Source organism: Micromonospora sp. A3M-1-15 (assembly GCF_024213425.1).
In the GTDB taxonomy this organism is placed as follows: domain Bacteria; phylum Actinomycetota; class Actinomycetes; order Mycobacteriales; family Micromonosporaceae; genus Micromonospora; species Micromonospora chersina.
In genome coordinates, this window is sequence record NZ_JANAVK010000001.1 from 123,401 (window position 1) to 146,650 (window position 23,250).

Consider the following 23,250-nt stretch of genomic DNA (forward strand, 5'->3'; position numbering starts at 1 on the left):
GGGCCGGTGTCACTCCTTGACCGACTCGGCTTCCTCGGAGATCGTCTCGGCCTCCGGAACCTCGACCCGCTTGACCACGCGGGCGATCGCCGGGCGGGCGTACCGGGTCTGCACGCCCGGGGCCACCTCGATCAGAACGGTCTCGTCCTCGACGCCGGTCACCGTGCCGTAGAGCCCGCCGATGGTGACCACCTCGTCGCCCACGCCGAGCGCGGACTGCATCTGCTCGGCCTCACGGCGACGCTTCTGCTGCGGGCGGATCATCATGAAGTACATGACGCCGAAGAGCAGAGCGATCATGAGGATCGGCGTCAGACCGCCGGCCCCTCCGCCACCTGCTGCAAGGTTCTGCACGGTTGTCGACCTTCCCATTGGCCTCTGCTCCCCCCTGTGGGGTGCCGGAGCGGAGGCGACTTCTCACGTCCTGTACAAACCGCGGCGAAGTCTAATCCCTGCACCTGAGAACACCGAATGCGGCACAGATCACGTTCGGATCACGGCTGATCGGTCTGCGCCGAGAACAGATCGGGCACCGGAGGGGCATCCGCACCAAATGTACCATTCGGCGGCGTACGCCCCAGATGGTGCCAGGCGGCCGCGGTGGCGACCCGGCCGCGGGGCGTCCGCGCCAGCAGCCCGGCCCGGACCAGGAAGGGCTCGCACACCTCCTCGACCGTGTCCGGCTGCTCCCCCACCGCCACGGCGAGGGTGGAGAGCCCCACCGGGCCGCCCCGGAACGAGTCGACCAGGGCCGTGAGCACCGCCCGGTCGAGCCGGTCCAGGCCGAGCGCGTCGACGTCGTAGACGGTCAGGGCGGCCCGGGCGGTCTCCAGGTTGACCACCCCCTCGGCGCGGACCTCGGCGAAGTCGCGGACCCGGCGCAGCAGCCGGTTGGCGATCCGGGGCGTGCCCCGGGACCGGCCGGCGATCTCCGCCGCGCCCTCGACGGTGATCGGCACGCCGAGGATCCGGGCGGACCGGTGCAGCAGCGTCTCCAGGTCGGCCGGGGAGTAGAAGTCGAGGTGGGCCACGAAGCCGAACCGGTCCCGCATGGGCCCGGTGAGCAGCCCCGAGCGGGTGGTCGCGCCGACCAGGGTGAACGGCTCGACGTCGAGCGGGATGGCGGTCGCCCCCGGACCCTTGCCGACCACGACGTCGACCCGAAAGTCCTCCATGGCGCTGTAGAGCAGTTCCTCGGCCGGCTTGGCGATCCGGTGGATCTCGTCGATGAACAGCACGTCGCCCTCGGCGAGGCTGGTCAGGATGGCGGCCAGGTCGCCGGAACGCTCGATGGCCGGCCCGCTGGTCACCCGGATCCCCGAGCCCAGCTCGGCGGCCACGATGTTGGCGAGGGTGGTCTTACCCAAGCCAGGCGGCCCGGACAGGAGGATGTGGTCGGGCGGGGAGCCGCGCCGCATGGCACCCTGCAGCAGCAGGTCGAGCTGGTCGCGGACCCGGTGCTGGGCGATGAACTCCTCCAGCCGCCTGGGCCGGACGCTGGCCTCCGCGTCCCGTTCCGCGTCGCTGACGTACGCGGAGACCAGGTTCTCGTTGCTCATCGCGTGCGGCCCAGGAGGCGGATGGCCTGCTTGAGCAGGACCGGCACGGGCGGGGTCTCCCCGTCGATCGTCTCCGCGACCGCGGCCACCGCCTGCTCGGCCTGGGCGGCGGTCCAGCCGAGCCCGACGAGGGCCTGGCGGACCTGCTCGGGCCAGGCGCCGGCGGTCACCCCGGCCGCGCCGTCGGCGCCGATCGGCACCGGGCCGATCCGGTCGCGCAGTTCGAGGACGAGCCGCTCGGCGCCCTTCTTGCCGATGCCGGGCACCCGGGTCAGCGCGGCGGTGTCGGCGTTGGCGATGGCCTTGCGGACCGCGTCGGGGGTGTGCACGGCGAGCACCGCCTGGGCCAGGCGCGGGCCGACCCCGCTGGCGGTCTGGAGCAGCTCGAAGAGCTGCTTGGCGTCGTCGTCGGCGAAGCCGTAGAGGGTGAGCGAGTCCTCCCGGACCACCAGGCTGGTGGCCAGCCGGGCGGGCTGGCCGACGCGCAGCTCGGCGAGGGTGCCGGGGGCGCACTGCACGGCCAGGCCGATGCCGCCCACCTCCACCACCGCGTGGTCCGGACCGGTCGCGGTCACCGTGCCGCGCACGCTGGCGATCATCGTGCTCCTCCTCGTCGTGCCCGCTCCGCCGCGGCGGCCAGCTTGGATCGGGTGCCGCCACGCCAGACGTGGCAGATGGCCAGCGCCAGGGCGTCGGCGGCGTCGGCCGGGCGGGGCGGCTCGGGCAGCCGCAGCAGCCGGGTGACCATGGCGGTCATCTGCGCCTTGTCGGCCTGACCGGAACCGGTCACCGCGGCCTTCACCTCGCTCGGGGTGTAGGTCTGCACGGGCAGCCCGGCCCGGGCCCCGGCGAGCACGGCGATCCCGCTGGCCTGGGCGGTGCCCATCACGGTGCGGACGTTGTGCTGGCTGAACACCCGTTCGACGGCCACGGCGTCGGGCCGGTGCTCGGCGACCAGGTCGGTGAGCGAGCGGTCCAGGTGCAGCAGGCGCAGCGGCAGGTCGTCGGCGGGGTCGGTGTAGACCACGTAGTAGGCGACGAGGGTGCAGGGGCGGCCCGGCACGCCCTCGACCACGCCGACCCCGCACCGGGTTAGCCCCGGGTCGACGCCCAGCACGCGCACGCCGCCTCCTCCCCGAGCCGCCAGCAGTACGTGTGTTCGACACCTTACTGGTGCTCCCCGCCGCCCGGCCGGGCGGACACGCCGGGAGCCGGGGACGCGGCGGGCGCCACACACTGAAGCGGTCGAGTATGTGTCGCCGCCCCATGTGCCGCCGGCCACACAGCTCGTAACTTCTTGCGCCATGACGGCAGAACCCGTGGCGGTCCCCCACGTCGTGAACGTCGACCTCTCCGGTCGCGCCGCGCTGGTGACCGGTGGTGGCAGCGGCATCGGACGGGCCTGTGCCCTGCGCCTGGCGGCGGCCGGCGCGGCGGTGCTGGTGGTCGACCGCAACGTGGAGGCGGCCAAGGCGGTGGCCGCGGAGGCGGGCGGCCGGGCGGAGGGCGTCGACCTGGCCGACTCCGAGGCGGTGGACCGGCTCGGCGTCGACGTGGACATCGTCGTCAACAACGCCGGCCTGCAGCACGTGGCGCCGGTGCAGGACTTCCCCGTCGAGCGCTTCGAGTACATCCAGCGGGTGATGGTGGAGGCGCCGTTCCTGCTGATCCGCCGGGCGCTGCCGCGGATGTACGCGAACGGGTGGGGCCGGATCGTCAACATCTCGTCGGTGCACGGGTTGCGCGCCTCGCCGTACAAGGCCGCGTACGTTTCGGCGAAGCACGCGCTGGAGGGGCTGTCGAAGGTGGTGGCGCTGGAGGGCGCCGCGCACGGGGTGACGGCCAACTGCATCAACCCGGCGTACGTGCGGACCGCGCTGGTGGAGAGCCAGATCGCCGACCAGGCGGCCAGTCACGGCATCGGCGAGGACGAGGTGGTGGAGAAGATCATGCTGGCCCGGGCGGCGATCAAGCGGCTGATCGAGCCGGAGGAGGTGGCGGAGTTGGTGGCCTACCTGTGCTCGCCGCCCGCCGCGTTCATCACCGGCGCGTCGATCGCCCTCGACGGGGGCTGGACGGCCAACTAGTGGCCTCGCGCACAATGTCGGTCATGTCGTCGCCGGTCGAGTTCCTGGAGCTGCTGGCGCGGGAGGCCGCCCCGGTCGAGTTCGAGGGTCCGCTGGTCGCCGCCCGCGCCGCCGGCCTGCCCGCCGAGCGCCTCGCCGAGCTGGAGCAGGCGAAGCTGGTGGCGCTGCGGGTCCGCGCGCTGCTGGAGCGGCGGCGCCGCCGGGAGACCGAGCTCTCCGGCCTGTACGACACGGCCAGCGACCTGGCCGGGCTCCGCGACCTGGACGACGTGCTGCGGGCGATCGTGCACCGGGCGCGGATCCTGCTCGGCACCGACGTGGCGTACATGACGCTCAACGACGACGAGCGCGGCGACACCTACATGCGGGTCACCGACGGCTCGATCTCGGCGCGGTTCCAGCGGCTGCGGCTGGAGATGGGCGACGGCCTGGGTGGCCTGGTGGCGCAGACCGGCACCCCGTACGTCACGTCCAACTATCAGGAGGACGACCGCTTCAAGCACACCGGGGAGATCGACGGCGGGGTGGGCGAGGAGGGCCTGGTGGCCATCCTGGGCGTCCCGCTGCGGCTCGGGTCGAGCGTGATCGGCGTGCTGTACGCGGCCAACCGCTCGGCCCGGCCGTTCGCCCGGGAGGAGGTGTCGCTGCTGGTCTCCCTGGCCGCGCACGCCGCCGTGGCGATCGACACCGCCCGGCTGCTGGCCGAGACCCGGTCGGCGCTGGAGGAGCTGTCGGCGGCGAACAGCACGATCCGGGCGCACAGCAGCTCGGTGGAGCGGGCCGCGGCCGCCCACGACCGGATGACCGCCCTGGTGGTGCGCGGCGGCGGGATGGAGGACGTGGCGGCGGCGGTCACCGAGGTGCTCGGCGGGGCGCTGCTGGCGCTGGACGCCGAGGGGCGGCGGCTGGCCCGGGTGGGCGAGATCGAGGAGCCCGACCGGGCGGACATCGTCGAGGCGGTGGCCGCGTCCCGCACCGAGGGGCGCAGCGTGCGCCGGGGTCCGCTCTGGTACGCCGCCGTGGTGGCCGGCGCGGAGAACCTGGGTGCGCTGGTGCTGCGCCCGGACGGCGAGCTGGTCGACGCCGACCAGCGGATCCTGGAGCGGGCCGCGCTGGTGACCGCGCTGCTGCTGCTGTTCCGCCGCACGGTGGCGGAGGCGGAGGGGCGGGTCCGGGGCGAGCTGCTGGACGACCTGATCGCCCGGCCGCTGCGGGACACCGACGCGCTGCGCAGCCGGGCGCGCCGGCTCGGCGTGGACCTGGACGCACCGCACGTGCTCGTGGCGGTCGGCGACGACGCGATCGCCGCCACCGGCTCGGCCCGGCAGCGGGTGCTCTCCTGGGCCACCACGTACGCCTCGACCCGGGGCGGGCTGGCGGCGGCGCGCGACGGGCGGGTGGTGCTCATGCTGCCCGGCCAGGACGCGGGCGGCGCGGCCCGGGCGGTGGCCCGGGACCTGTCCCGGGTGACGGGCCGGCCGGTGACCGCCGGGTCCAGCGGGCCGTCCACGGGCCCGGCCTCGCTGGCGGTCACCTTCGCCGAGGCGGAGCGGTGCCTGACGGCGCTGGGCGCGCTGGGCCGGGCCGGGCAGGGGGCGAGCACGGCCGAGCTGGGCTTCGTGGGGCTGCTGCTGGGCGCGGTCGGGGACTCGGGCGACCGGGACGTGGCCCGCTTCCTCACCGCCACCGTGGGGCCGGTGGTCGACTACGACGCCCGGCGGGGCACCGCGCTGGTGAAGACGCTGGAGGCGTACTTCGGGGTGGGTGGCAGCCTGGCGCGGGCGGCGGAGCTGCTGCACGTGCACGTCAACACGGTGACCCAGCGGCTGGAGCGGGTCGGGCAGCTGCTCGGCGCGGACTGGCAGAAGCCGGAGCGCGCCCTGGAGGTGCAGCTCGCGCTGCGCCTGCACCGCCTGCGCACCCCGGCGGCCTGACCCGCCCAGCGGTTCAGCGGGCGCGGATGCCTTCGAAGACGCTGTCCACGATCCGCTCGGGGAGGATCCGCTCGTCCAGCTCGGGGTGCCAGCGCAGGACCCGCTGGATCAGCATGGGGCCGGTGAGCAGCGCCATGGCCAGCTCGATGTCCAGGTCGGCGCGGAGCTCGCCGCTGTCCACCCCGCGGCGCAGCACCTCGCGCATCAGCTTCCGCCGCGGCTCGATGATGTTCTGGTAGAGCTGGAAGTGGTCGGGGCTGCGGTTCACCTCGGGCACCAGGCACGGCATGATCCTGGCGGCGCGCGGGTCGACGTTGTGGCCGACGGCGCCGACGAGCAGCACCAGGTCGTCGCGGACGGAGTGCCCGGCGGGCTGGGGCGGCACCCCCTTGAGCCGGCGCAGCGCGTCCATGAGCAGCGCGTCCTTGCCCGACCAGCGGCGGTAGATGGTGGCCTTGCCAACTCCGGCGCGGGCGGCGATCGCCTCGATGGAGAGCGCCTCGAGGGTGCTGCCCTCGGCGAGCAGGTCGAGGGTGGCCTCGATGATCGCTTCGTCCGCGCGGACGCTCCGCGGTCGCCCGGGCGACCGCGGAGCATCAGCCGTAGAGGTCATGTCAGACATTGTCGCCGAACCTACGCGGTCCCGGCCAACTCCCGCTCGGTGGCCGGCCGGGCGTCGGTCTCGATCACCGGGCGGCCGGGCATCCAGCGCAGCACGATGACGAAGCCGAGAAGCGCCACCAGCGCGGACACCCCGGCCGCCCAGTGCATCGCCGAGACGAACGAGCTGTTCGCCGCGTCGATGAGCCGGGGGGCGCCGGCGCCGAGCCGGCCGGCGACGGCGTACGCCCCGGAGATCGACTCCTGGGCCGCGTCGCGCACCGGGCCGGGCAGGCCGGACACGGCCGAGGCCACGTCGTTGCGGTAGACGGCGGAGAGCACCGAACCGAGGACCGCCACGCCGAGCGCGCCGGCCACCTGGCGGACGGTGTTGCTCACGGCTGAGCCCACGCCGGCCTTCTCCCGCGGCAGCGCCGACATGATCGACTCGGTGGCCGGCGGCATGATGTTGGCCATCCCGGCGCCCTGCACGAAGCCCAGCGCCGAGAAGATCCAGATCGGGGTGTCCGCGTCGATGAACACGAACGCGCCGAGCGCGGCGGCGGTGAGCAGCAGCCCGACCGCGGCGACCGCCCGGCCGCCGTAGCGGCGCACCATGGCGGCGCTGCGCGGCGCGAAGATCAGCTGGGCGGCCGCGAAGGGCAGGAAGAGCAGGCCGCTCTCCAGCGGGCTGTACCCGCGGACCAGCTGGAGGTAGAACGCGCCGAAGAACATCACGCCCATGGCGGCGAAGAAGACCAGGCCGACCAGCGCCACCGGGGCGGCGAAGCGGGGCACCCGGAACAGCCGGACGTCCAGCGACGGGTGGTCGCTGCGCAGCTCGTGGGCGACGAACCAGCCGAGCACCGCGAGCCCACCGACGATCGCCAGCCACACCCGCGGCCGGTCGAAGCCGTGCTCGCCGCCGTCGATGATGCCGTAGGTGAGGGCGACCAGGCCGACCACGGAGAGCAGCACACCGAGCACGTCCACACGGCCCGGCCGCGGGTCGCGGGACTCCGGGACGAGGGCGGCCACGAGCACCACGCCGAGCACCACGACCGGCACGTTGATCAGGAAGACCGAGCCCCACCAGTAGTGCTCCAGCAGGGCGCCGCCGAGCACCGGGCCGATGGCCACGGCCAGGCCGACCGCCCCGGCCCAGATGCCGATCGCCTTGGCCCGTTCCCGGGGGTCGAACACGTTGGAGATGATCGACAGGGTCACCGGCATGATGGCCGCGCCGCCGACGCCCATCAGCGCGCGGGTGGCGATCAGCTGGCCCGGGTCCTGGGCGTACGCGGAGAGCAGCGAGGCCAGCCCGAACAGCGCCAGGCCGACCATCAGGAAACGCTTGCGACCGAGGCGGTCGCCGAGGACGCCGAAGGTGAACAGCAGCCCGGCGAAGACCAGGGTGTAGGAGTTGATCGCCCACTCCAGCTCGCCCTGGCTGGCCCCGAGGCCGTGCACCGGGTCGGCGAGGGTACGCAGGGCGACGTTGAGGATGGTGTTGTCGAGGACGACCACGAGGAGGCTGATCACCAGCACCCCCAGGATCGCCCACCTCCTCGGGTGTCCGGTGTTCTCGTGCGGTTCCACTCGGGTTTCTCCCCCCGACTCACCCGCGTCAAATACGATACGGGACAGACTCGTAAACGCTGCTGAGCCTAAGTGAGAGTGTTTCGATACGGAACCGGTTCGTATCGTTTGTGCTCCAGGTCACCCCGTCGGGTCAGGCAGGCGGCGGTCGCCTCGGCCAGCGAGGTGAGGCGGGCCGAGAGCGGCGCCACGGGCTCGATCCAGCCCGGACCGGCGGCGTGCAGGCGTACCCCGGGAAAGTCCTTCCGGAGGCGGACCAGACGGTGGGCGCGGCCGGTGGCCGGGCTCTGCGACCAGACCACCACGACGCGCGGGCGGACCCGGGCCACCGCCCCGGCCAGCGCCGTCCAGGGCAGCGCCGGTCCGAGGTGCAGGCAGCCCCGACCCCGCTCGCGCAGCGCCGCGGCGAGCGCGTGCAGCCCGAGGCAGTGCGTCTCCTGCTCGGCGCCGGCGAGCAGCACGCCGTCGGCGGGCAGCGGCCGGCCCGGCTCGCGGCGGAACACGTCCAGGCCGACCCGGATGCCCTCGGCGAGGGCGTGCTCGACGGCGATCTCGGCCGCGCCGTCACCGCCCAACATGGCCAGCAGCGGCAGGCAGACCTGCTCCCAGGCCGCCGCGACCCCGGCCTCGGCGGCCAGGTCCAGCACCAGCGCCGCGACCCGCTGGTCGTCCAGGTCCTCGGCGGCGGCGCGGAGCTGCTTGCGGGCCGGCTCGACGGCGTCGGCCGGCATCGGTTGGGTCAGCACCAGACGTACCCCCGGGTAGCACTCCACTACCCGGGATTCGTCGGGACGGCGCGGTCCGGATGCGCCCTCCGGAGGAATTTGTCGGCGCCGCGGGGCCAGGTCGTGCCCCGCGGCCTCGTCAGCTCGCCTCGCGCACCTGACGCATGGACGCGCTGAGCTGCCGCTTCATCCAGCGGGCGACGGGTCGCTCGATGAGCCGGTGGATCAGCCACGCGGCAAGGAGCAGGGCCGCGACCAGAGCGGTGATCAGCACCCACGGCGGCATGAGGTCCTGGGCCCGCTCGATGACGGCGAGCCCGACCGTCTGGTGGATGAGGTACAGCGGGTAGGTCAGCGCTCCGGCCGTCGCGACCCAGCCCGCCTTGACCCAGGCGAAGCGGTTCAGGGCGACCGCCGCCATCACGAGGAAGAAGAGCGTCACGATGACGGCCGTCGGCGCGAAGGCGACGTCGCGTGCCTGGGCGAGGTTGGGCAGCCGGGTGAGCGCGATCAGCCAGGAGAGGCCGACGATCGACCACAGCAGCAGGCTCGGGCCGAAGCGGTGGATCAGGTAGAGGGCGATGCCCGCGATGAAGTAGCTGGAGTGGTTGGCCGCCACCACGTTGGTGAGCCACGGGTTGCCGAGCTTCGGCACGATCAGCGAGGCGACCGTCCAGATGGCGCAGAAGGCCACCACGCCGCGGTAGGACAGGCCGCGCGCCACGAGGATGGCGAAGAAGATGTAGAAGGCCATCTCGACGGTGAGCGTCCAGTACGACAGGTCGAGGTGCCGGATGCCGAGGAAGTCCTGCATCATCGTCAGGTTGCCCAGCACCTCGCGGGCCTGGACACGGGGGCCCCGGGGCACGGCCACGAGCACGGCGGCCGTGAGCAGGACGGCGAACCAGTAGGCGGGGTAGAGCCGCACGACCCGGGAGACGAAGAAGTCCCCGACGGAACGGCCCCAGGCGCTCATGCAGATGACGAAGCCACTGATGATGAAGAAGAGCTGCACGCCGAGGAAGCCGTACTTGGCGACGGAGTGCACCGGGCCGAAGTTGGTCGCGGCGGAGGCGTCCCAGACGCCGATCTTGTCGCCCACGAGGTGGTACGCGACAACCATGAGGGCCGCGCCCAGACGCAGTCCGTCGAGGACCAGCAGGCGCGGCCGTCGGGCGGGAGCGGTCCCGGCGGCCGGGGCCGGCGCGCCGGCCTGCCGCGGCAGCTCCGGGCGCTGGCCGGGCTGAACCGGGCCGGTCGTCGGCGCGGCGACCGCGCGCTCGTCCATCGCCTGCGTCATCGACGCCTCCTGGTGGTCGTGACGGTCGAGTCGGTGACGGTCGGGGAAGGTGGTCATGGGGCGGCGGCGACGCTGACGGCCGGCATTGCCGTCGGCTCCCGCTCGGAGCGCCAGTACAGCCACACCGCGGCGAGCGCGAACAGTACCAGCATGGTCGGCACGTAGGGGTCGACGGCGAACCGCCGGGCCAGGCCGTCCAGGTGGCCCGCCTGCCAGATCAGCCCTCTCGGGATGGTGTCGCCGTTCCGGGCGGGCCCCGGCCACATGAGGAAGGGCAGGATCGCGGCCACCGCCACGACGGCGGTGAGCACCCGCGCCCGGACGGGTGAGCGGCGCACGACGTCGACGAGGACGACCGCCATCGGGCCGATCCAGATCCAGTAGTGCGACCAGCTCACCGGCGAGATGAGAAGCATGGTGAAGGCCACGAGGACCATGGCCATGGCCTCCTCGCCGTGCCGCTGGAGCGCGGTGGCGAGGGCGAGGCCGGCGACCAGGACGACGACCACGGACAGCATCCACCAGATCGTGTTCTGCTGGTCCGTCTCGAGCAGGCGTGCCGTGAAGCCCTGCAGGGACTGGTTGCCGCCGTAGCGCGGGCCGGAGGTCATCAGCACCCGGTGCGAGTCGAACGCCCGTCCGGTCAGCCAGTAGTCGTACGAGCCGCCCGGCTGGATGATCGCGCCCAGCAGCGTGAGCACGACGAAGGTGCCCGTCGCGACGACGGCGGCCCGGATCCGCCGCGTGAGCAGCAGGTAGAGCACGAAGAGGCCGGGCAGCAGCTTGGTCGCGGTCGCGGCGCCGATGCCGATGCCCTTGAACCGGCTGCGGTCGGACAGCGCGAGGTCGGCCACGACCAGCAGCATGACCAGGATGTTGATCTGGCCGAGACCGAGGTTGCGCTGCAGCGGCTCGGTCCAGACCAGCACCGCTCCGACGGCGGCGACGACACCGAGGCGGCCGCGGGTGCCCTCGTAGCCGAGCATCCTGGTGGTGAACCACAGGGCCACGAGCATCGCCGCGATACCCAGAGTGGTCATGAGATGGAGGGCCACCCGCTCGTCGAACCAGGTCAGCGGGACCAGGAACGGCAGGGTGATCGGCGGGTAGGTGTAGGGAAGCCCCAACCCGGTGTACCCGAGCTGGTAGACGGGCTGCCCGTCCAGGAACGCGTGGGTGGCCCCGAGGTACATCATGAAGTCCGTCCCGCCGAACGGATAGGCACGCACGAATGCGATGTATGCCGCGAGCGAGACGGCCAGCATGGCCACGCCAGGGAAGAGGAGCCAGTTCGGTACGGCGGTGCGCGGGCGGGCGGCGTGATCGGCCGCCACGCCGGCGGCGAACCGGCGGATGCGCTGGATGACCATAGTGGGCCGAATCTTAGCCCGGATCGCCCGCACCGTGGGTAACGACCCCTCTCGCATTCAGTGACTTACCGTAGTTGACGGATCGCTCACCGTAACGGTCCGCCGAGCAGGTCAACGGCCACCATGGCGATCACGCCCGGCAGCGAGGCGTGGGCGTGCGGAGCCCGGGGCGACCGTGACCGGCGCGAGGCCGTACGGGCACGATCGCCCCGAGCCGCCGTGGTGGGGACTATCCGCGGCGGGCCGCTCCCCAGCGCCGGAGCAGGTGGGCGACCGTGCCCCAGATGCCCCGCCGGAACAGCAGCACGACGAGGACGAAGATGCCGCCGGTGACCAGGCCGATGGCCTCGAAGCCGGAGAACGACAGCCAGTCCTCCAGGCGGACCACCAGGGCCGCCCCGAGCACGCCGCCCCAGAGGGTGCCGATGCCGCCGAGCACCACCACGATGACCGCCTTGCCGGAGGTCGTCCAGTGCAGCACGTCCAGCGAGACGAACCGGTGGCCGACCGCGAAGAGCCCGCCGCCCAGACCGGCCAGGAAGCCGGACAGGACGAACGCGGTCAGCTTGTAGCGGTGCACCGGGTAGCCCAGCGCGCGTGCCCGGGCCGGGTTGTCCCGGATGCCGACCAGCACCCGGCCGAACGGCGAGTGCACGATCCGCCAGGCGGCGAGCAGGCCGAGCAGCACGATCGGCAGGATCGCGTAGTAGAAGTAGTAGTCGTCGGTGAGGTCGACCCCGAAGAAGGAGCGGGGCACGCCCTGGAGGCCGTTCTCGCCCTGGGTGACCGACCGCCACTCGTTGGCCACGTAGTAGACCATCTGCGCGAAGGCCAGGGTGACCATGGCGAAGTAGATGCCGGTGCGCTTGACCGCGAGGTAGCCGATCGGCAGCGCGAGCAACGCCGCGGCCAGGGCGCCGGCCAGCACGGCCGCCGGGAAGGGCAGGCCGACGTGGATCGCGACCAGCCCGGTCACGTACGCCGAGGTGCCCCAGAAGGCGGCGTGCCCGAAGGACATCAGCCCGGTGAAGCCGAGCAGCAGGTCCACCGAGACGGCGAAGAGCGCCCAGCACAGGATGTCCACGGCCACCGCCGGGTAGAGCCCGTTCGGCAGCCAGAGCGCCACGGCCAGGCCGGCGGCGAGCAGCGCGTACCGGACCCAGCCGGGCGCCCGGGCGACGGTGAGCAGCCCCGAGGGCGGGGCGGGCCGGGCCGACTCCTCGGCGGGGGTGTCGACGGCGCTCGTCATGCCGGTGCCTCCTCACGGCCGAACAGGCCGGCCGGCCGCCAGAGCAGCACCGCGGCCATCACCACGAACACGACGGTCTGCGACACGATCGGGAAGTCCGACAGGTACGCCTCGCCCCAGGCCTGGATCAGGCCGATGCCGAAGCCAGCCGCGACCGAGCCGAAGATCGAGCCGAGGCCGCCGATCACCACGACCGCGAACACCACGATGATCAGGTCGGCGCCCATGAGCGGGTTCACCGCCCGCATCGGGGCGGCGAGCACCCCGGCCAGCCCGGCCAGGGCGATGCCGAAGCCGAACACCGGGGTGACCCACTTCCCCACGTCGATGCCGAAGGCCCGGGTCAGCTCGGGACGCTCGGTGGCGGCCCGGACCACCATGCCGACCCGGGTCCGGCCGAGCACCCACCAGACCGCGACGCAGAGCAGCACGGTGAAGCCGAGGATGAAGACCCGGTAGGTGGGGAAGTCGAAGAGTCCGAAGTCGACCGTCCCGCTCAGCTCGGCCGGGGTGGCGTACGGGCTGGACTGCACGCCGTACCGGGACTTCACCAGGTCCTGCAGGATCAGCGTGAGGCCGAAGGTGAGCAGGAAGTTGTAGAGCGGGTCGAGTCGGGTCAGCCGGTGGATCACCGCCCGCTCCAGCACCATGCCGAGCAGGCCGAGCGCCAGCGGCATGATCACCAACGCGGCCCAGAACGGCACGCCCGCCTCGGCGAGCAGCACGTACGCCCCGAAGGCGCCGAGCATGTAGAAGGCGCCGTGGGCGAAGTTCACCACCCGGAGCATGCCGAAGATGACCGCGAGCCCGAGGGCGAGCAGGGCGTAGAACGCCCCGCCCACCAGCCCGTTGAACGTGTTCTGCAGGAACCCTGACATCAGCGCGTCACATCTTGCAGTCCGGCGACGGCGTACGGAACGCCTCGGCCGCCGGGATGGTCTTGAGGATCTTCACGTAGTCCCAGGGCTCGCCGACCTCGGCCTGCGGCTTCACCTGGGCCAGGTACGCGTCGTGGATGACCCGGTGGTCCTCGGCGCGGATCTTGCCGTTGCGCAGGAAGAGGTCGTTGACCTCCTTGCCCTCCAGGCCCTTCACCACGGTGTCCGCGTCGTCCGTGCCGGCGGCCTGCACGGCCTCCAGGTACTGCATGGCGGCGGAGTAGTTGGCCGCGTGGGCGAAGGACGGCCGGGTGCCGGTCTCCTTCTGGAACTTGTCGGCCCACTCCCGGTTCTGCTGGTCGAAGTTCCAGTACCAGGCGTCGGTGTAGGTGGTGCCGGCGAGCGCCGCCGGGGTGAGCGAGTGGATGTCGGTGATGAACATGAGGCCGACGGCCAGCCCGACGCCCTTGTCCCGCAGCTTGAACTCGTTGTACTGCTTGACCACGTTGACCAGCTCGGCGCCGGCCTGCATGGTGCCGAGCACCTGCGGCTTCGGGTTGAGCGTGGGGGCCTTGAGCAGGAACGAGGAGTAGTCGCCGCTGGTGTTCGGGAACGGCGCGCCGTCCTTGCCGACGACCTGCCCTCCGGCGGCGGTGATGGCGGCGGAGAAGCTCTTCTCCATGTCCTGCCCGAAGGCGTAGTTCGGGTAGAGGATGTACCAGTTCTTGCCGACCTGCTCGGTGGTCACCGTGCCGGTGCCGTGGGCCAGCATGTAGGTGTCGTACGCGTAGTGGAACGTGTACTTGTTGCAGCTCTTGCCGGTCAGATCCGTGGTCGCCGCGCCGATGTTGAAGTAGAGCTTCTTCTTCTCCTTGGCCACGTCGGCGACCTTCAGGGCGGCCGAGGAGGTCGGCACGTCGAGGATGGCGTCGACGCCCTTGCGGTCGTACATCTCCTGGGCCTTGCTGTTGGCCACGTCCGGCTTGTTCTGGTGGTCGGCGGTCTCCACGCTGATGTTCTTGGTGACGGCCTTGTCGCCGTACTTGGCCTTGAAGTCGGCGATGGCCATCTCCACCGCCTTCACCGAGTTCTTCCCGGACAGCTCCGAGTAGGCCCCGGACTGGTCGTTGAGCACGCCCAGCACGATCTTGTCGCCGGTCAGCTTCGAGTCGCCACCGGACTGGGGGCCACCGCCGCCGCAGCCCGCGACCAGCAGCGCCGCCGCCGACGCGGCGGCCACACCCACGCTTCTACGCATGTCCAAATCCCTTCGTACCGCGCGGTCCACGCGGGTCAGCCGTCGTTTCAGATGCCGAGGTACGCCAGCAGCTCGCGCTCCCGCGAGCGCACCTCGGAGTTGTCCATCGCCTCCGCGATCCGTCCCTCGGCCAGCAGGTAGTGCCGGTCGGCGACGCCGGTGGCGAAGTGCAGGTTCTGCTCGACCAGCAGCACGGTCACGCCGTGCTTCTTGGCCTCCCGCAGCAGGTCGCCGACCTGCTGCACGAGCAGCGGCGACAGGCCCTCGGTGGGCTCGTCGCAGAGCAGCAGCCGGGCGCCCATCCGCAGCACCCGGGCCAGGGCGAGCATCTGCTGCTCGCCGCCGGAGAGCATGGTGGCCGCCGAGTCCCGCCGGCTGTAGAGGGCGGGGAACGCCTCGTACACCCGCTCCAGCGACCACGGGTCGGGGCCGACGCGCGGCGGCAGGGTCAGGTTCTCGGTGACGGTCAGGGTGGCGTACGCGCCCCGGTCGTCGGGGACCCAGCCGAGCCCGAGCCGCGCCCGCTTGTACGCGGGCAGCTTCGTGACGTCCCGGTCGGCGAAGCTGACCGTGCCGCGCTGGCCGGGGTGCAACCCCATCACCGACCGCAGCAGGGTGGACTTGCCGGCGCCGTTGCGCCCGACCAGGGTGACCACCTCGCCGGCGGCCACCTCCAGGCTCACCTCCCGCAGCACCTGGGCCTCGCCGTACCAGGCGGAGAGGTTCTCAATGCGCAGCATCCGCGGCTCCCAGGTAGGCGGTGATGACCCGCTCGTCGGCGCGGACCTGCTCGTACGGCCCCTCGACCAGGATCTTGCCGGCCTGGAGGACGGTGACCGTGTCGGCGAGCCGGCCCACCACGCTCATGTTGTGTTCGACCATGACCACGGTCCGGCCCTCGCGGACCCGGGCGATCAGGTCGACGGTGCGGTCGACGTCCTCCAGCCCCATCCCGGCGGTGGGCTCGTCGAGCAGCAGCACCTTCGGGTCGAGGGCGAGCGCGATGGCCAGTTCCAGGGCGCGCTTGCGCCCGTAAGCGAGGGCCTCGGCCGGTGCCTCGGCCAGCTCGGCGAGGCCGACCATGGCGAGCAGTTCGTCGGCCCGGGCCCGGTAGCGGCGCATCAGCTTCGCGGAGCGCCAGAACCGCCAGCCCAGGCCGCTCGGCGACTGGAGGGCCAGCTCGACGTGCTCCCGCGCGCCCAGCTGCGGGAAGAGGCTGGTGATCTGGAAGGAGCGGGCCACGCCGAGCCGGGCGACCCGCTCCGGAGGCAGGCCGGTGACGTCCCGGCCGGCCAGCTCGATCCGGCCGCCGCTGGGCGGCAGGAATCCGGTGAGCAGGTTGAACAGGGTGGTCTTGCCGGCGCCGTTCGGCCCTACCAGGGCATGCACGGTCTCCGGCGCCACGTCGAGGTCGACCCCGTCGACCGCCCGGAAGCCCCGGAAGTCCCGGGTCAGCCCACGGGCCGACAGGATCGCTTGGCCGGCCATCGCCTCACCCTCCGCACGTCCGTCCCGCGGCGGCCAGGTCGGTGACCGGGGTCACAGGGCCGTCGCGTGGAGGAAACCTACGGCGCACCGGCAGAGTCGAGCCATGTCGATCCTCCACACATTCGGCCGGGAGGGGACGGGCTCGCCCCCCATAGGGGGCGGGCCCGTCCGGGGGCGACCCGACCGATCGGCGGCCGTCGACATGTGGTGCGGCACCGTCACCGGGCCGCCGCGTACTCCGGCAGGTCGAACCCGTCGGCCTTGCTGAAGAAGAGCCGGGTGGCGAGCCCGCGCAGCGGGCGGGAGGTCATGGCCCGCATCGACGCGTCACGCATCCGGATCGCGGTCCGGCTGGCCGGCAGGAACCCGGAGATGCCCCCGCCGGGGAGCTCCTGGCCGCGGGTCACGTGCGGCCGCAGCAGCTCCTCGTAGCGGCGGTACGCGAGCGCGTGGTCGCTCCGGGCCGCGGCCAGCTCGCCGGCCAGCAGGTACGCCCCGACGAGCGCCAGGCTGGTGCCCTGCCCGGTGAGCGGGGACGGGCACCAGGCGGCGTCGCCGAGCAGCGCCACCCGCCCGGCGCTCCAGCGCTCCATCCGCACCTGGCCGTACCGGTCGAAGTAGAAGTCGCCCGCATCCGGGGCGGCGGCCAGCAGCTCGGCGGCGCGCCAGCCGACGCCGGCGAAGCGCTCGGCGAGCAGCCGCTGCTGGGCGGCCTGGTCCCGGCGGTCCACGTCGAGTTCCGGGGAGCGGAAGCTGAAGAACGCGGCGGTCCGGCCGTCCCGGGTGGGGCGGGTGCCGACCACCCGGCCGTCGGGCGCGTTGTGCAGCAGGAACCAGCCGGTCTCGTCCGGGTGCGGGGTGGAGAAGTAGGCCAGGTACGCGCCGAGCGGCCGGACGTACGCCGACTCGGGGCCGAAGGCGAGCGCCCGGGTGCGGGAGTGCGAGCCGTCCGCCCCGACCACCAGGTCGACGGTGCGCGGGGCGGAGCGGTCGAAGGTGAGCCGCACCCCGTCCCCGGTCTGCTCCAGCGTCTCGATCGAGTCGTCGAAGACGTACTCGACGTCGTCCCGGGTCGCCTCGTACAGCAGCCGGGCCAGGTCGCCGCGCTCGATCTCGATGTCGGCGACGATGCCCTCCCCGCCGAAGGCGTGCACCGGCAGCCGGGCGCGCACCCCGCCCCGCTCGTCGACGTACGCCATGCCCTTCTCCCGGAGGGTCTCGGCCCGGATCCGGGCGGTCAGCCCCATCCGGTCGACCACCTCCCGGGCGGTCCCCCGCACGTCGACCGCCTGCCCGCCGGGGCGCAGCCCGGGGGCGCGTTCCACCACGGTCACGGCGAAGCCGTGCCGGCGCAGCCAGAAGGCGAGGGCGGGGCCGGCCACGCCGGCGCCGGAGATGAGCACGGTCCTGTCGTTCATGGTGTTCTCCCGAGTTCGCGCGTACACCGTCCATCCGGTGTGCGGTCGACGCTAAGGTCCGGCGCGTCCGAGCGCTTCCGGCGACCTAGTACGCTGCCGGTTTCGGGGGGTCCCGGCGAGGCGGTGTACTAGTACGCTGCCGGGATGGCGCAACGGGGTCAGGGTCAGGAGCCGCCGTACCGGCGGATCGCCGCGGAGATCCGCCGCCGGATCGACCTGGGCGAGCTGCGGCCGGGCGACCGGGTGCCCTCGGCCCGCCAGCTCACCCGCGAGCACGGGGTGGCCATCGCCACCGCGACCCGGGTGCTCGCCCTGCTGCGCACCGAGGGGCTGGTGCTGACCCGCCCGGGCGCCGGCACCGTGGTCGCCGAGCCACGGCGGGAGCCGGGGCGGGCGGAGCCGGAGCTGAGCCGGGATCGGGTGCTGCGCACCGCGGTCGCGCTGGCGGACGAGGGCGGCCTGGCCGCGGTGTCCATGCGGCAGATCGCCGGCGAGCTGGGCGTGGCCACCATGTCGCTCTACCGGCACGTGCGTGGCCGGGACGAGCTGATCCTGGCGATGGCCGACGCGGTGCTGGCCGACGCCCCGCTGCCGGCCGCCGAGCCGGCCGGCTGGCGCGCCCGGCTCGACGTGCTCGCCCGGGCGCAGTGGGCCGTCTACCGACGGCACCCTTGGGTGCCGCACGTCATCTCGATCGCCCGGCCGCAGCCGCTGCCGCACGGCATGGCGCACACCGACCGCGCGCTGCGGGCGACCGCCGGCCTGGGCCTGGAACCGCAGGTGCGCTGGCACGTCGCGGTCACCCTGATGGCATACGTGAAGGGCATCGCCACGAACCTGGAGATGGGCGCGCAGGCGGTGCAGGACACCGGCCTCAGCCACGAACAGTGGGTGGACCGGCAGCAGGCCACGTTCCAGCAGCTGATGGCCGGTGGCGGGCTGGCCACCATGGACGCCCTGACCGCCGGCGGCGTCGACCTGGACCTGGAGAGCGTCTTCGACTTCGGCCTGCGCCGGCTGCTCGACGGGTTCGCCGCGCTGGTCGAGGGCCGGCCCGGGGTCAGTCCGGGAAGGTGACCACCCAGCGGGCGCCCTCGCCCCGGGCCAGCCGGCCCAGGGCCGCGGGCGCCTCGTCCAGGGGGACGGTGCCGCTGACCAGCGGAGCCAGGTCCAGGCTGCCGTCGGCGAGCGCGCCGGCCAACTCCGGCACCTCCCGGTCGGGGTCGGAGGAGCCGTAGACCGAGGACCGCAGGGTGCGCGCCGAGTGGAAGATGTCCAGCGCCGACAGGCTGAGCAGGTCGTCCTTGGCGCCCATGCCGACCACGGTGACCGCTCCCCCGCGCCGGGTGCAGCGCCAGGCGGCCCGGATGGTGACGGACCGGCCGACGCACTCGAAGGCGTGGTCGACGCCGCGACCCTCGGTGCGCGCCCGGACCTCCTTGGCCAGGGTGTCGTCGGAGCGGAGGAAATCGGTGGCCCCGGCGGCGAGGGCCAGGTCCCGCTTCGCCTCGGCCACGTCGACCGCGAGGATCGGGCCCGCGCCGGCCCGCCGGGCGGCCGTGAGCACGGCGAGGCCGACCCCGCCGAGGCCGATCACCGCGACCGACTCGCCGGGCGCGACCCGGGCGGTGTTGCGGACCGCGCCGGTGCCGGTGAGCACCGCGCAGCCGAGCAGCGCGGCCTGCTCCGGCGGCAGGCCGGGCGGGACCGCGATGGCGGCCCCCTCGGGCACCACCACCTCCTCGGCGAGCGCGCCGAGACCCAGGGTGACCTGGAGCGGGCCGCCGTCGGCGGTCTGCCCCCGGGCCACCGAAGCGCCGGTGTTGGCGGTGCAGAGCCAGGGCTCGCCGTGCCGGCAGTGCCAGCAGGCCCGGCAGGCGGGCGCCCAGTTGAGCACCACGGGCGTGCCGACGGCCAGCCGGGTGCCGGGGCCGGCCTCGGCCACCACGCCGGTCGCCTCGTGCCCGAGCACCAGCGGGTACGCGGGCGCCACGGTGCCGTCCACCATGGCCAGGTCGGAGTGGCAGATGCCGGCGGCCCGGATCCGGACCCGCAGCTCGCCGGGGCCGGGGTCGGGCAGGCGTACCTCCTCGACGGCCGGGGAGGCGCCCCGGCCGCGGACCACGAGCGCCCTCACCGCTGGATCGCCTTCAGCTCGGTGAACTCCTCGACGCCGTACCCGCCCAGCTCACGGCCGAGACCGGACTGCTTGTAGCCGCCGAACGGGGCGAGCGGGTTGAACGCGCCGCCGTTGACGTCCACCTGCCCGGTACGCAGCCGCCGGGCCACGGCCAGCGCCGCCTCCTCGTCGGCGGACCAGACCGCGCCGGCCAGCCCGTACCGGGAGTTGTTGGCGATGGCGACCGCCTCGTCGGTGTCGGCGAACGGGATGACGGCGAGCACCGGGCCGAAGACCTCCTCCTGGGCGAGGGCGCTGTCCGGGTGGACGTCGGCGAAAACGGTGGGCGCGACGAAGTGCCCGCGCGGCGGCAGCGGCGCGTCCGGGCCGCCGGCGACGAGCCGGGCGCCGTCGGCGAGGGCCCGGTCGACGTGCCCGCGGACCCGCTCGGCCTGGGCCGCGGAGACCAGCGGGCCGAGCCGGGTGGCCGGGTCGAACGGGTCGCCGAGCCGATATCCGGCGACGGCCGCCGCGACCAGGTCCACCGCCTCGGCGTAGCGGTCGCGGTGGACCAGCATCCGGGTCCAGGCCGTGCAGGTCTGGCCGGAGTTGAGCAGGGCGTTGCCGACGCCCACCTTGACGGCGGTGGGCAGGTCGGCGTCGGCGAGGATGACGTTTGCCGACTTGCCGCCGAGTTCCAGGGCGACCCGGGCGATCCGGTCGGCGGCCAGGTGGGCGATCCGCCGGCCGGTGGCCGTGGAACCGGTGAACGAGACGAGGTCGACGTCGGGGTGGGCGGCGAGCGCCTCGCCGACCACCGGCCCGGTGCCGGGCACCAGGTTGACCACCCCGGGCGGCAGCCCGGCCTCGGTGACCGCGTCGAAGAGCAGGTACGCGGTGAGCGGGGTCAGCTCGCTGGGCTTGAGCACCACCGTGCAGCCGGCGGCGAGGGCCGGGGCCACCTTGGCCACGACCTGGTGCAGCGGGTAGTTCCACGGGGTGATCGCGCCGACCACGCCGACCGGTTCGCGGACGACGAGGGAGTTGCCGACGGTCTCCTCGGCCGGCGGGCGGGCGGCGAGGTCGACCATGCTCCGCAGCACCGTCAGCGGCAGCCCGGCCTGCACCCGGGTGGCGAGCTTGAGCGGGGTGCCCAGTTCGAGGGCCACGGTGCGGGCGATCTCGTCGGCGCGGGCGGCGAGCGCGGCGTGCAGCCGGTCCAGGTGCGCGGCCCGTTCGGCGGGGAGGGTGGCGGCCCAGCCGGGGAAGGCGGCCCGGGCGGCGGCGACGGCCCGGTCCACGTCGGCCGGGTTGCCGGCGGGAACCTGCCCGATGACCTCCCCGGTGGCCGGGTTCTCGACCGGGATCGTCCCGCCGTCCGCCGGGTCGACCCAGTCCCCGGCGACGTGCAGATGGCGGCGGACCAGCAGGGCGGGGGGCGCGTCGGCGAGATCCATGGCGTCCCTTCGGGGGGCGGGAAACTAGCAGTGGGAGTTTTGACGCTACCCCGGACCGCTGCCCGGTTCCAGAGGGGCCACCGTCCGGGCGTACTCGGCGGCGAGGCCGTGCAGCAGCGCGTCCAGGCCGAGGGTGAACGCGCCCTCGTCGACGCTGCGCTGGTGGCCGCGCAGCCGGTGGGCCTGCGTGAGGTGCGGGTGGGCCGCGTACAACTCCGGGTCCTCCACGAAGCCGCGGGCGAACGAGCCGAGCGCCGACCCGGCCACGAAGTAGCGCAGCGCGGCGCCGATGTGGGTGGCCCGGGCCGGCGGCCAGCCCGCCCGGACCAGCGCGCCGTAGACGGCGTCGGCCATGGCCAGCGCGGCCGGCCGGCGGCCCGGGCCCTGCGCCAGGTAGGGAACGATGTTCGGGTGCGCGGCCAGCGCCTCCCGGTAGGAGCGGGCCCAGCGGCGCAGCGCCTCGACCCAGTCGTGCCGGTCGAAGACGCTCACGTCGACGGTCCCGGTGACGCTGTCCGCCACGGCGTCGAGGATCTCGTCCTTCGTGGCGAAGTGGTTGTAGAGCGAGGGGCCCTGCACGCCGAGCGCGGCGGCCAGCCGGCGGGTGGAGAGCGCGCCGAGACCGTCGGCGTCGATGAGCACGAGCGCGGTCTCGACGATCCGGTCCCGGTTGAGCAGGGCCTGGCGGGGACGCGGCACGGTCAGACCTCCCCGGTCGGCGAGGTCGCGGCGGCGCCCAGGATCCCCGCCTCGGCAAGGATCCGCTCGATCAGCTCGGCGGGCAGGTTGCGGTTGCGCGCCGCTGCGCCGGCCGTGGCGGGATCGTCCAGCAGTTCGGCCAGCCGGTCGAGGTGCAGGCGGGGGTCGGCGGCCACACTCGACCGGACGTGCGCGTCGGGATCGCGGCTGAGCCGGTCGATGAGGTCCGCCGGGGCCTCCGGATCGTGACGGACGAGCATCCGCGCCCGCGGGTCGGCGGAGTCGGCCAGGCGGGCCAGCCCGACACGCGGGAAGTTCGGTCGGCCGACGAGCATGCCCGCGGTGATGACCTGGGCCTCCAGATAGGTGGCGAGCAGAACGTCCCCCGGGACCCCGTCGTGGTTCTCGCAGAGGAGCAGCCGGACCGCGAAGTCCTCGTCGGCGGCGAGCCGCGCCACCTGGTCCGGCCGCAGATGCGGGCTGTACGCCGCGCTGCGCCGCAGCCCGACGTGGGCCGAGCCGACGGCCTCGTCGAGCGCGTCGGGGTCGTCACGACGGTCGAGCACCCAGCGGGCCGGGCTGAGCCGGTCGGTGGGGCGCACCCGGTAATCGACGGCGGCACGCTCGGCCTCGGTCAGCCCGGGACGAAGGGAGAGCCGCAGCCGGACCGTCGGATCGGGATCGACGACCAGCTCGTCGACGAGATCGCGGGGCAGGTGCGGATTCTCCGCCACCGCCGCGCGCACGCCCGTGTCGTCGTGGCGGGCCAGCCGCTCCGCCGACGCCCGGTCGAGCGGCGCGTCGACGGCGACGGCGGCCAGGTGCCAGCCGTCGGACCACGCCGCGTCGAGCACCTCGGCCAGCAGCGCCGGCCGCCGCCGGCAGGCGCGCCGGGCCGCCGCCCGGCGCACGTCCGGGTCGGGGTCGGCGAGCAGCCGGTCGGTGACCTCCTCCGGCGGGTCGGCCCAGCGGGCGTACGCCGAGATCCGCACCACCGGGTCCGGATCGTCGACCAGCCCGGCGCGGACGCTCGCCGGGCACTGCCAGGAGTCGGCCACCGCCTCCCGCACCCGCCTGACCGGGTCCGCGGCCAGGCGGGCGTACGTCGGCTCGGGCAGCGGGTCGGGCGTGGCCCGGAAGACATCGGGCCCGGCCGCGAGCGCCGTGCGGACCGTCGGGTGGGGGTCGTCGACGAGCAGGGCGCGCTGCTCGGGCGTGGCATGCCAGCTGTCGGCCAGGGACAACCGGATCGGCACGTCCGGATGCGCCGCCGCCGCGCGGCAGACCTCGTCGGGCAGGTCGGCGCGGAAGATCAGCACCGCCTGGCCCGCGGTGCGGTGGTCGAGCATCCGCACCAGCAGCTCCGGCGGCGTCGCCGGGTTGCCGGCCACGCCCCGCACCCGTTCCCGGACCAGCTCCGGCAAACCACCCTCCCCCGGTCGGAACCACCTGCTCACGCACCCTATCGGTGCGTACCCGGGCCAGGGGTCGCCGCGTCGGCGGAAGGAGG

General features: G+C 73.8%; 22 protein-coding genes. 3 read left to right on the plus strand and 19 right to left on the minus strand.

Annotated features, from left to right (window positions below):
- Window positions 1-9: 9 nt before the first annotated feature.
- The 4 genes from yajC to ruvC form a co-directional block, all read right to left on the minus strand.
- Window positions 10-300, minus strand: a complete 291-nt coding sequence (yajC, locus tag NLX85_RS00590; RefSeq protein ID WP_374628039.1) for a preprotein translocase subunit YajC — start codon at window positions 298-300, stop codon at window positions 10-12.
- Window positions 301-494: 194 nt separating this feature from the next.
- A complete protein-coding gene (gene ruvB, locus NLX85_RS00595) occupies window positions 495-1,559 on the minus strand; it encodes a Holliday junction branch migration DNA helicase RuvB (RefSeq protein WP_254331065.1) in 1,065 nt (354 codons plus the stop codon).
- Window positions 1,556-2,158, minus strand: a complete 603-nt coding sequence (ruvA, locus tag NLX85_RS00600; protein ID WP_254331066.1) for a Holliday junction branch migration protein RuvA — start codon at window positions 2,156-2,158, stop codon at window positions 1,556-1,558. The genes ruvB and ruvA overlap by 4 nt, the downstream gene beginning before the upstream one ends.
- Window positions 2,155-2,682, minus strand: coding sequence for a crossover junction endodeoxyribonuclease RuvC (gene ruvC, locus NLX85_RS00605; protein WP_254331067.1), 528 nt, complete (start codon window positions 2,680-2,682; stop codon window positions 2,155-2,157). The genes ruvA and ruvC overlap by 4 nt, the downstream gene beginning before the upstream one ends.
- A 181-nt stretch (window positions 2,683-2,863) precedes the next feature.
- Between ruvC and NLX85_RS00610 the strand changes: the two genes are divergently transcribed.
- Entirely contained in the window at window positions 2,864-3,646 is a 783-nt protein-coding gene (locus NLX85_RS00610) for a 3-hydroxybutyrate dehydrogenase (protein ID WP_254331068.1), read from the plus strand.
- A gap of 14 nt (window positions 3,647-3,660) precedes the next feature.
- Window positions 3,661-5,580 carry a helix-turn-helix domain-containing protein gene (locus NLX85_RS00615; protein ID WP_254331069.1) on the plus strand — a complete coding sequence of 640 codons (1,920 nt, stop codon included), beginning with the start codon at window positions 3,661-3,663 and terminating at the stop codon, window positions 5,578-5,580.
- Between the two features lie 13 nt (window positions 5,581-5,593).
- On the opposite strand, the gene NLX85_RS00620 is transcribed toward NLX85_RS00615, so the two are convergent.
- The 11 genes from NLX85_RS00620 to NLX85_RS00670 form a co-directional block, all read right to left on the minus strand.
- Window positions 5,594-6,202, minus strand: coding sequence for a TetR/AcrR family transcriptional regulator (locus NLX85_RS00620; protein ID WP_254331070.1), 609 nt, complete (start codon window positions 6,200-6,202; stop codon window positions 5,594-5,596).
- An 11-nt stretch (window positions 6,203-6,213) separates the two neighbouring features.
- Window positions 6,214-7,779 (minus strand): MFS transporter, encoded by a 1,566-nt coding sequence (locus NLX85_RS00625; RefSeq protein WP_254331071.1) that lies wholly within the window; start codon window positions 7,777-7,779, stop codon window positions 6,214-6,216.
- A 68-nt stretch (window positions 7,780-7,847) separates the two neighbouring features.
- Window positions 7,848-8,525 (minus strand): transcriptional regulator, encoded by a 678-nt coding sequence (locus tag NLX85_RS00630; protein WP_254331072.1) that lies wholly within the window; start codon window positions 8,523-8,525, stop codon window positions 7,848-7,850.
- Between the two features lie 118 nt (window positions 8,526-8,643).
- Complete coding sequence (locus NLX85_RS00635; RefSeq protein ID WP_254331073.1) at window positions 8,644-9,804, minus strand: acyltransferase; 1,161 nt, start codon at window positions 9,802-9,804, stop codon at window positions 8,644-8,646.
- 53 nt (window positions 9,805-9,857) lie between these two features.
- Window positions 9,858-11,174, minus strand: coding sequence for a glycosyltransferase 87 family protein (locus NLX85_RS00640; RefSeq protein WP_254331074.1), 1,317 nt, complete (start codon window positions 11,172-11,174; stop codon window positions 9,858-9,860).
- A gap of 229 nt (window positions 11,175-11,403) precedes the next feature.
- Window positions 11,404-12,423 (minus strand): branched-chain amino acid ABC transporter permease, encoded by a 1,020-nt coding sequence (locus NLX85_RS00645; RefSeq protein WP_254331075.1) that lies wholly within the window; start codon window positions 12,421-12,423, stop codon window positions 11,404-11,406.
- On the minus strand, window positions 12,420-13,301 hold the full coding sequence (locus tag NLX85_RS00650) for a branched-chain amino acid ABC transporter permease (RefSeq protein WP_091309901.1): 882 nt from the start codon (window positions 13,299-13,301) through the stop codon (window positions 12,420-12,422). Before NLX85_RS00650 ends, NLX85_RS00645 begins: the two co-directional genes overlap by 4 nt.
- A 7-nt stretch (window positions 13,302-13,308) precedes the next feature.
- Window positions 13,309-14,559, minus strand: a complete 1,251-nt coding sequence (locus NLX85_RS00655; RefSeq protein WP_254331076.1) for an ABC transporter substrate-binding protein — start codon at window positions 14,557-14,559, stop codon at window positions 13,309-13,311.
- A 47-nt stretch (window positions 14,560-14,606) separates the two neighbouring features.
- A complete protein-coding gene (locus NLX85_RS00660; protein WP_254331077.1) occupies window positions 14,607-15,299 on the minus strand; it encodes an ABC transporter ATP-binding protein in 693 nt (230 codons plus the stop codon).
- Window positions 15,286-16,047, minus strand: coding sequence for an ABC transporter ATP-binding protein (locus NLX85_RS00665; protein ID WP_254331078.1), 762 nt, complete (start codon window positions 16,045-16,047; stop codon window positions 15,286-15,288). The genes NLX85_RS00660 and NLX85_RS00665 overlap by 14 nt, the downstream gene beginning before the upstream one ends.
- A gap of 218 nt (window positions 16,048-16,265) precedes the next feature.
- Window positions 16,266-17,465 carry an FAD-dependent monooxygenase gene (locus tag NLX85_RS00670; protein ID WP_254331079.1) on the minus strand — a complete coding sequence of 400 codons (1,200 nt, stop codon included), beginning with the start codon at window positions 17,463-17,465 and terminating at the stop codon, window positions 16,266-16,268.
- Window positions 17,466-17,609: 144 nt separating this feature from the next.
- Here NLX85_RS00670 and NLX85_RS00675 point away from each other — a divergent pair, with 144 nt between their 5' ends.
- Window positions 17,610-18,542 (plus strand): TetR/AcrR family transcriptional regulator C-terminal domain-containing protein, encoded by a 933-nt coding sequence (locus NLX85_RS00675; RefSeq protein ID WP_254331080.1) that lies wholly within the window; start codon window positions 17,610-17,612, stop codon window positions 18,540-18,542.
- On the opposite strand, the gene NLX85_RS00680 is transcribed toward NLX85_RS00675, so the two are convergent.
- From NLX85_RS00680 to NLX85_RS00695, 4 genes are read right to left on the minus strand one after another with little or no spacing between them, the layout of a single operon-like run.
- Entirely contained in the window at window positions 18,526-19,602 is a 1,077-nt protein-coding gene (locus tag NLX85_RS00680; RefSeq protein ID WP_254331081.1) for an alcohol dehydrogenase catalytic domain-containing protein, read from the minus strand. The two genes, NLX85_RS00675 and NLX85_RS00680, sit on opposite strands and share 17 nt — an antisense overlap.
- Complete coding sequence (locus tag NLX85_RS00685) at window positions 19,599-21,041, minus strand: aldehyde dehydrogenase family protein (RefSeq protein ID WP_254331082.1); 1,443 nt, start codon at window positions 21,039-21,041, stop codon at window positions 19,599-19,601. Before NLX85_RS00685 ends, NLX85_RS00680 begins: the two co-directional genes overlap by 4 nt.
- Window positions 21,042-21,086: 45 nt before the next feature.
- Window positions 21,087-21,740 carry a TetR/AcrR family transcriptional regulator C-terminal domain-containing protein gene (locus NLX85_RS00690; protein WP_308210622.1) on the minus strand — a complete coding sequence of 218 codons (654 nt, stop codon included), beginning with the start codon at window positions 21,738-21,740 and terminating at the stop codon, window positions 21,087-21,089.
- A 2-nt stretch (window positions 21,741-21,742) separates the two neighbouring features.
- Window positions 21,743-23,164 carry a hypothetical protein gene (locus tag NLX85_RS00695; RefSeq protein ID WP_254331083.1) on the minus strand — a complete coding sequence of 474 codons (1,422 nt, stop codon included), beginning with the start codon at window positions 23,162-23,164 and terminating at the stop codon, window positions 21,743-21,745.
- Window positions 23,165-23,250: the final 86 nt, after the last annotated feature.

Coding starts and splice junctions, on each gene's coding strand:
- ruvB (WP_254331065.1), bottom strand. CDS start 1,559: ATGAGCAACGAGAACCTGGTCTCCGCGTACGTCAGCGACGCGGAACGG.
- NLX85_RS00610 (WP_254331068.1), top strand. CDS start 2,864: ATGACGGCAGAACCCGTGGCGGTCCCCCACGTCGTGAACGTCGACCTC.
- ruvA (WP_254331066.1), bottom strand. CDS start 2,158: ATGATCGCCAGCGTGCGCGGCACGGTGACCGCGACCGGTCCGGACCAC.
- NLX85_RS00620 (WP_254331070.1), bottom strand. CDS start 6,202: ATGTCTGACATGACCTCTACGGCTGATGCTCCGCGGTCGCCCGGGCGA.
- NLX85_RS00670 (WP_254331079.1), bottom strand. CDS start 17,465: ATGAACGACAGGACCGTGCTCATCTCCGGCGCCGGCGTGGCCGGCCCC.
- NLX85_RS00655 (WP_254331076.1), bottom strand. CDS start 14,559: ATGCGTAGAAGCGTGGGTGTGGCCGCCGCGTCGGCGGCGGCGCTGCTG.
- NLX85_RS00660 (WP_254331077.1), bottom strand. CDS start 15,299: ATGCTGCGCATTGAGAACCTCTCCGCCTGGTACGGCGAGGCCCAGGTG.
- NLX85_RS00650 (WP_091309901.1), bottom strand. CDS start 13,301: ATGTCAGGGTTCCTGCAGAACACGTTCAACGGGCTGGTGGGCGGGGCG.
- NLX85_RS00665 (WP_254331078.1), bottom strand. CDS start 16,047: ATGGCCGGCCAAGCGATCCTGTCGGCCCGTGGGCTGACCCGGGACTTC.
- NLX85_RS00615 (WP_254331069.1), top strand. CDS start 3,661: ATGTCGGTCATGTCGTCGCCGGTCGAGTTCCTGGAGCTGCTGGCGCGG.
- NLX85_RS00685 (WP_254331082.1), bottom strand. CDS start 21,041: ATGGATCTCGCCGACGCGCCCCCCGCCCTGCTGGTCCGCCGCCATCTG.
- NLX85_RS00675 (WP_254331080.1), top strand. CDS start 17,610: ATGGCGCAACGGGGTCAGGGTCAGGAGCCGCCGTACCGGCGGATCGCC.
- NLX85_RS00640 (WP_254331074.1), bottom strand. CDS start 11,174: ATGGTCATCCAGCGCATCCGCCGGTTCGCCGCCGGCGTGGCGGCCGAT.
- NLX85_RS00645 (WP_254331075.1), bottom strand. CDS start 12,423: ATGACGAGCGCCGTCGACACCCCCGCCGAGGAGTCGGCCCGGCCCGCC.
- NLX85_RS00635 (WP_254331073.1), bottom strand. CDS start 9,804: ATGACGCAGGCGATGGACGAGCGCGCGGTCGCCGCGCCGACGACCGGC.
- yajC (WP_374628039.1), bottom strand. CDS start 300: ATGATCGCTCTGCTCTTCGGCGTCATGTACTTCATGATGATCCGCCCG.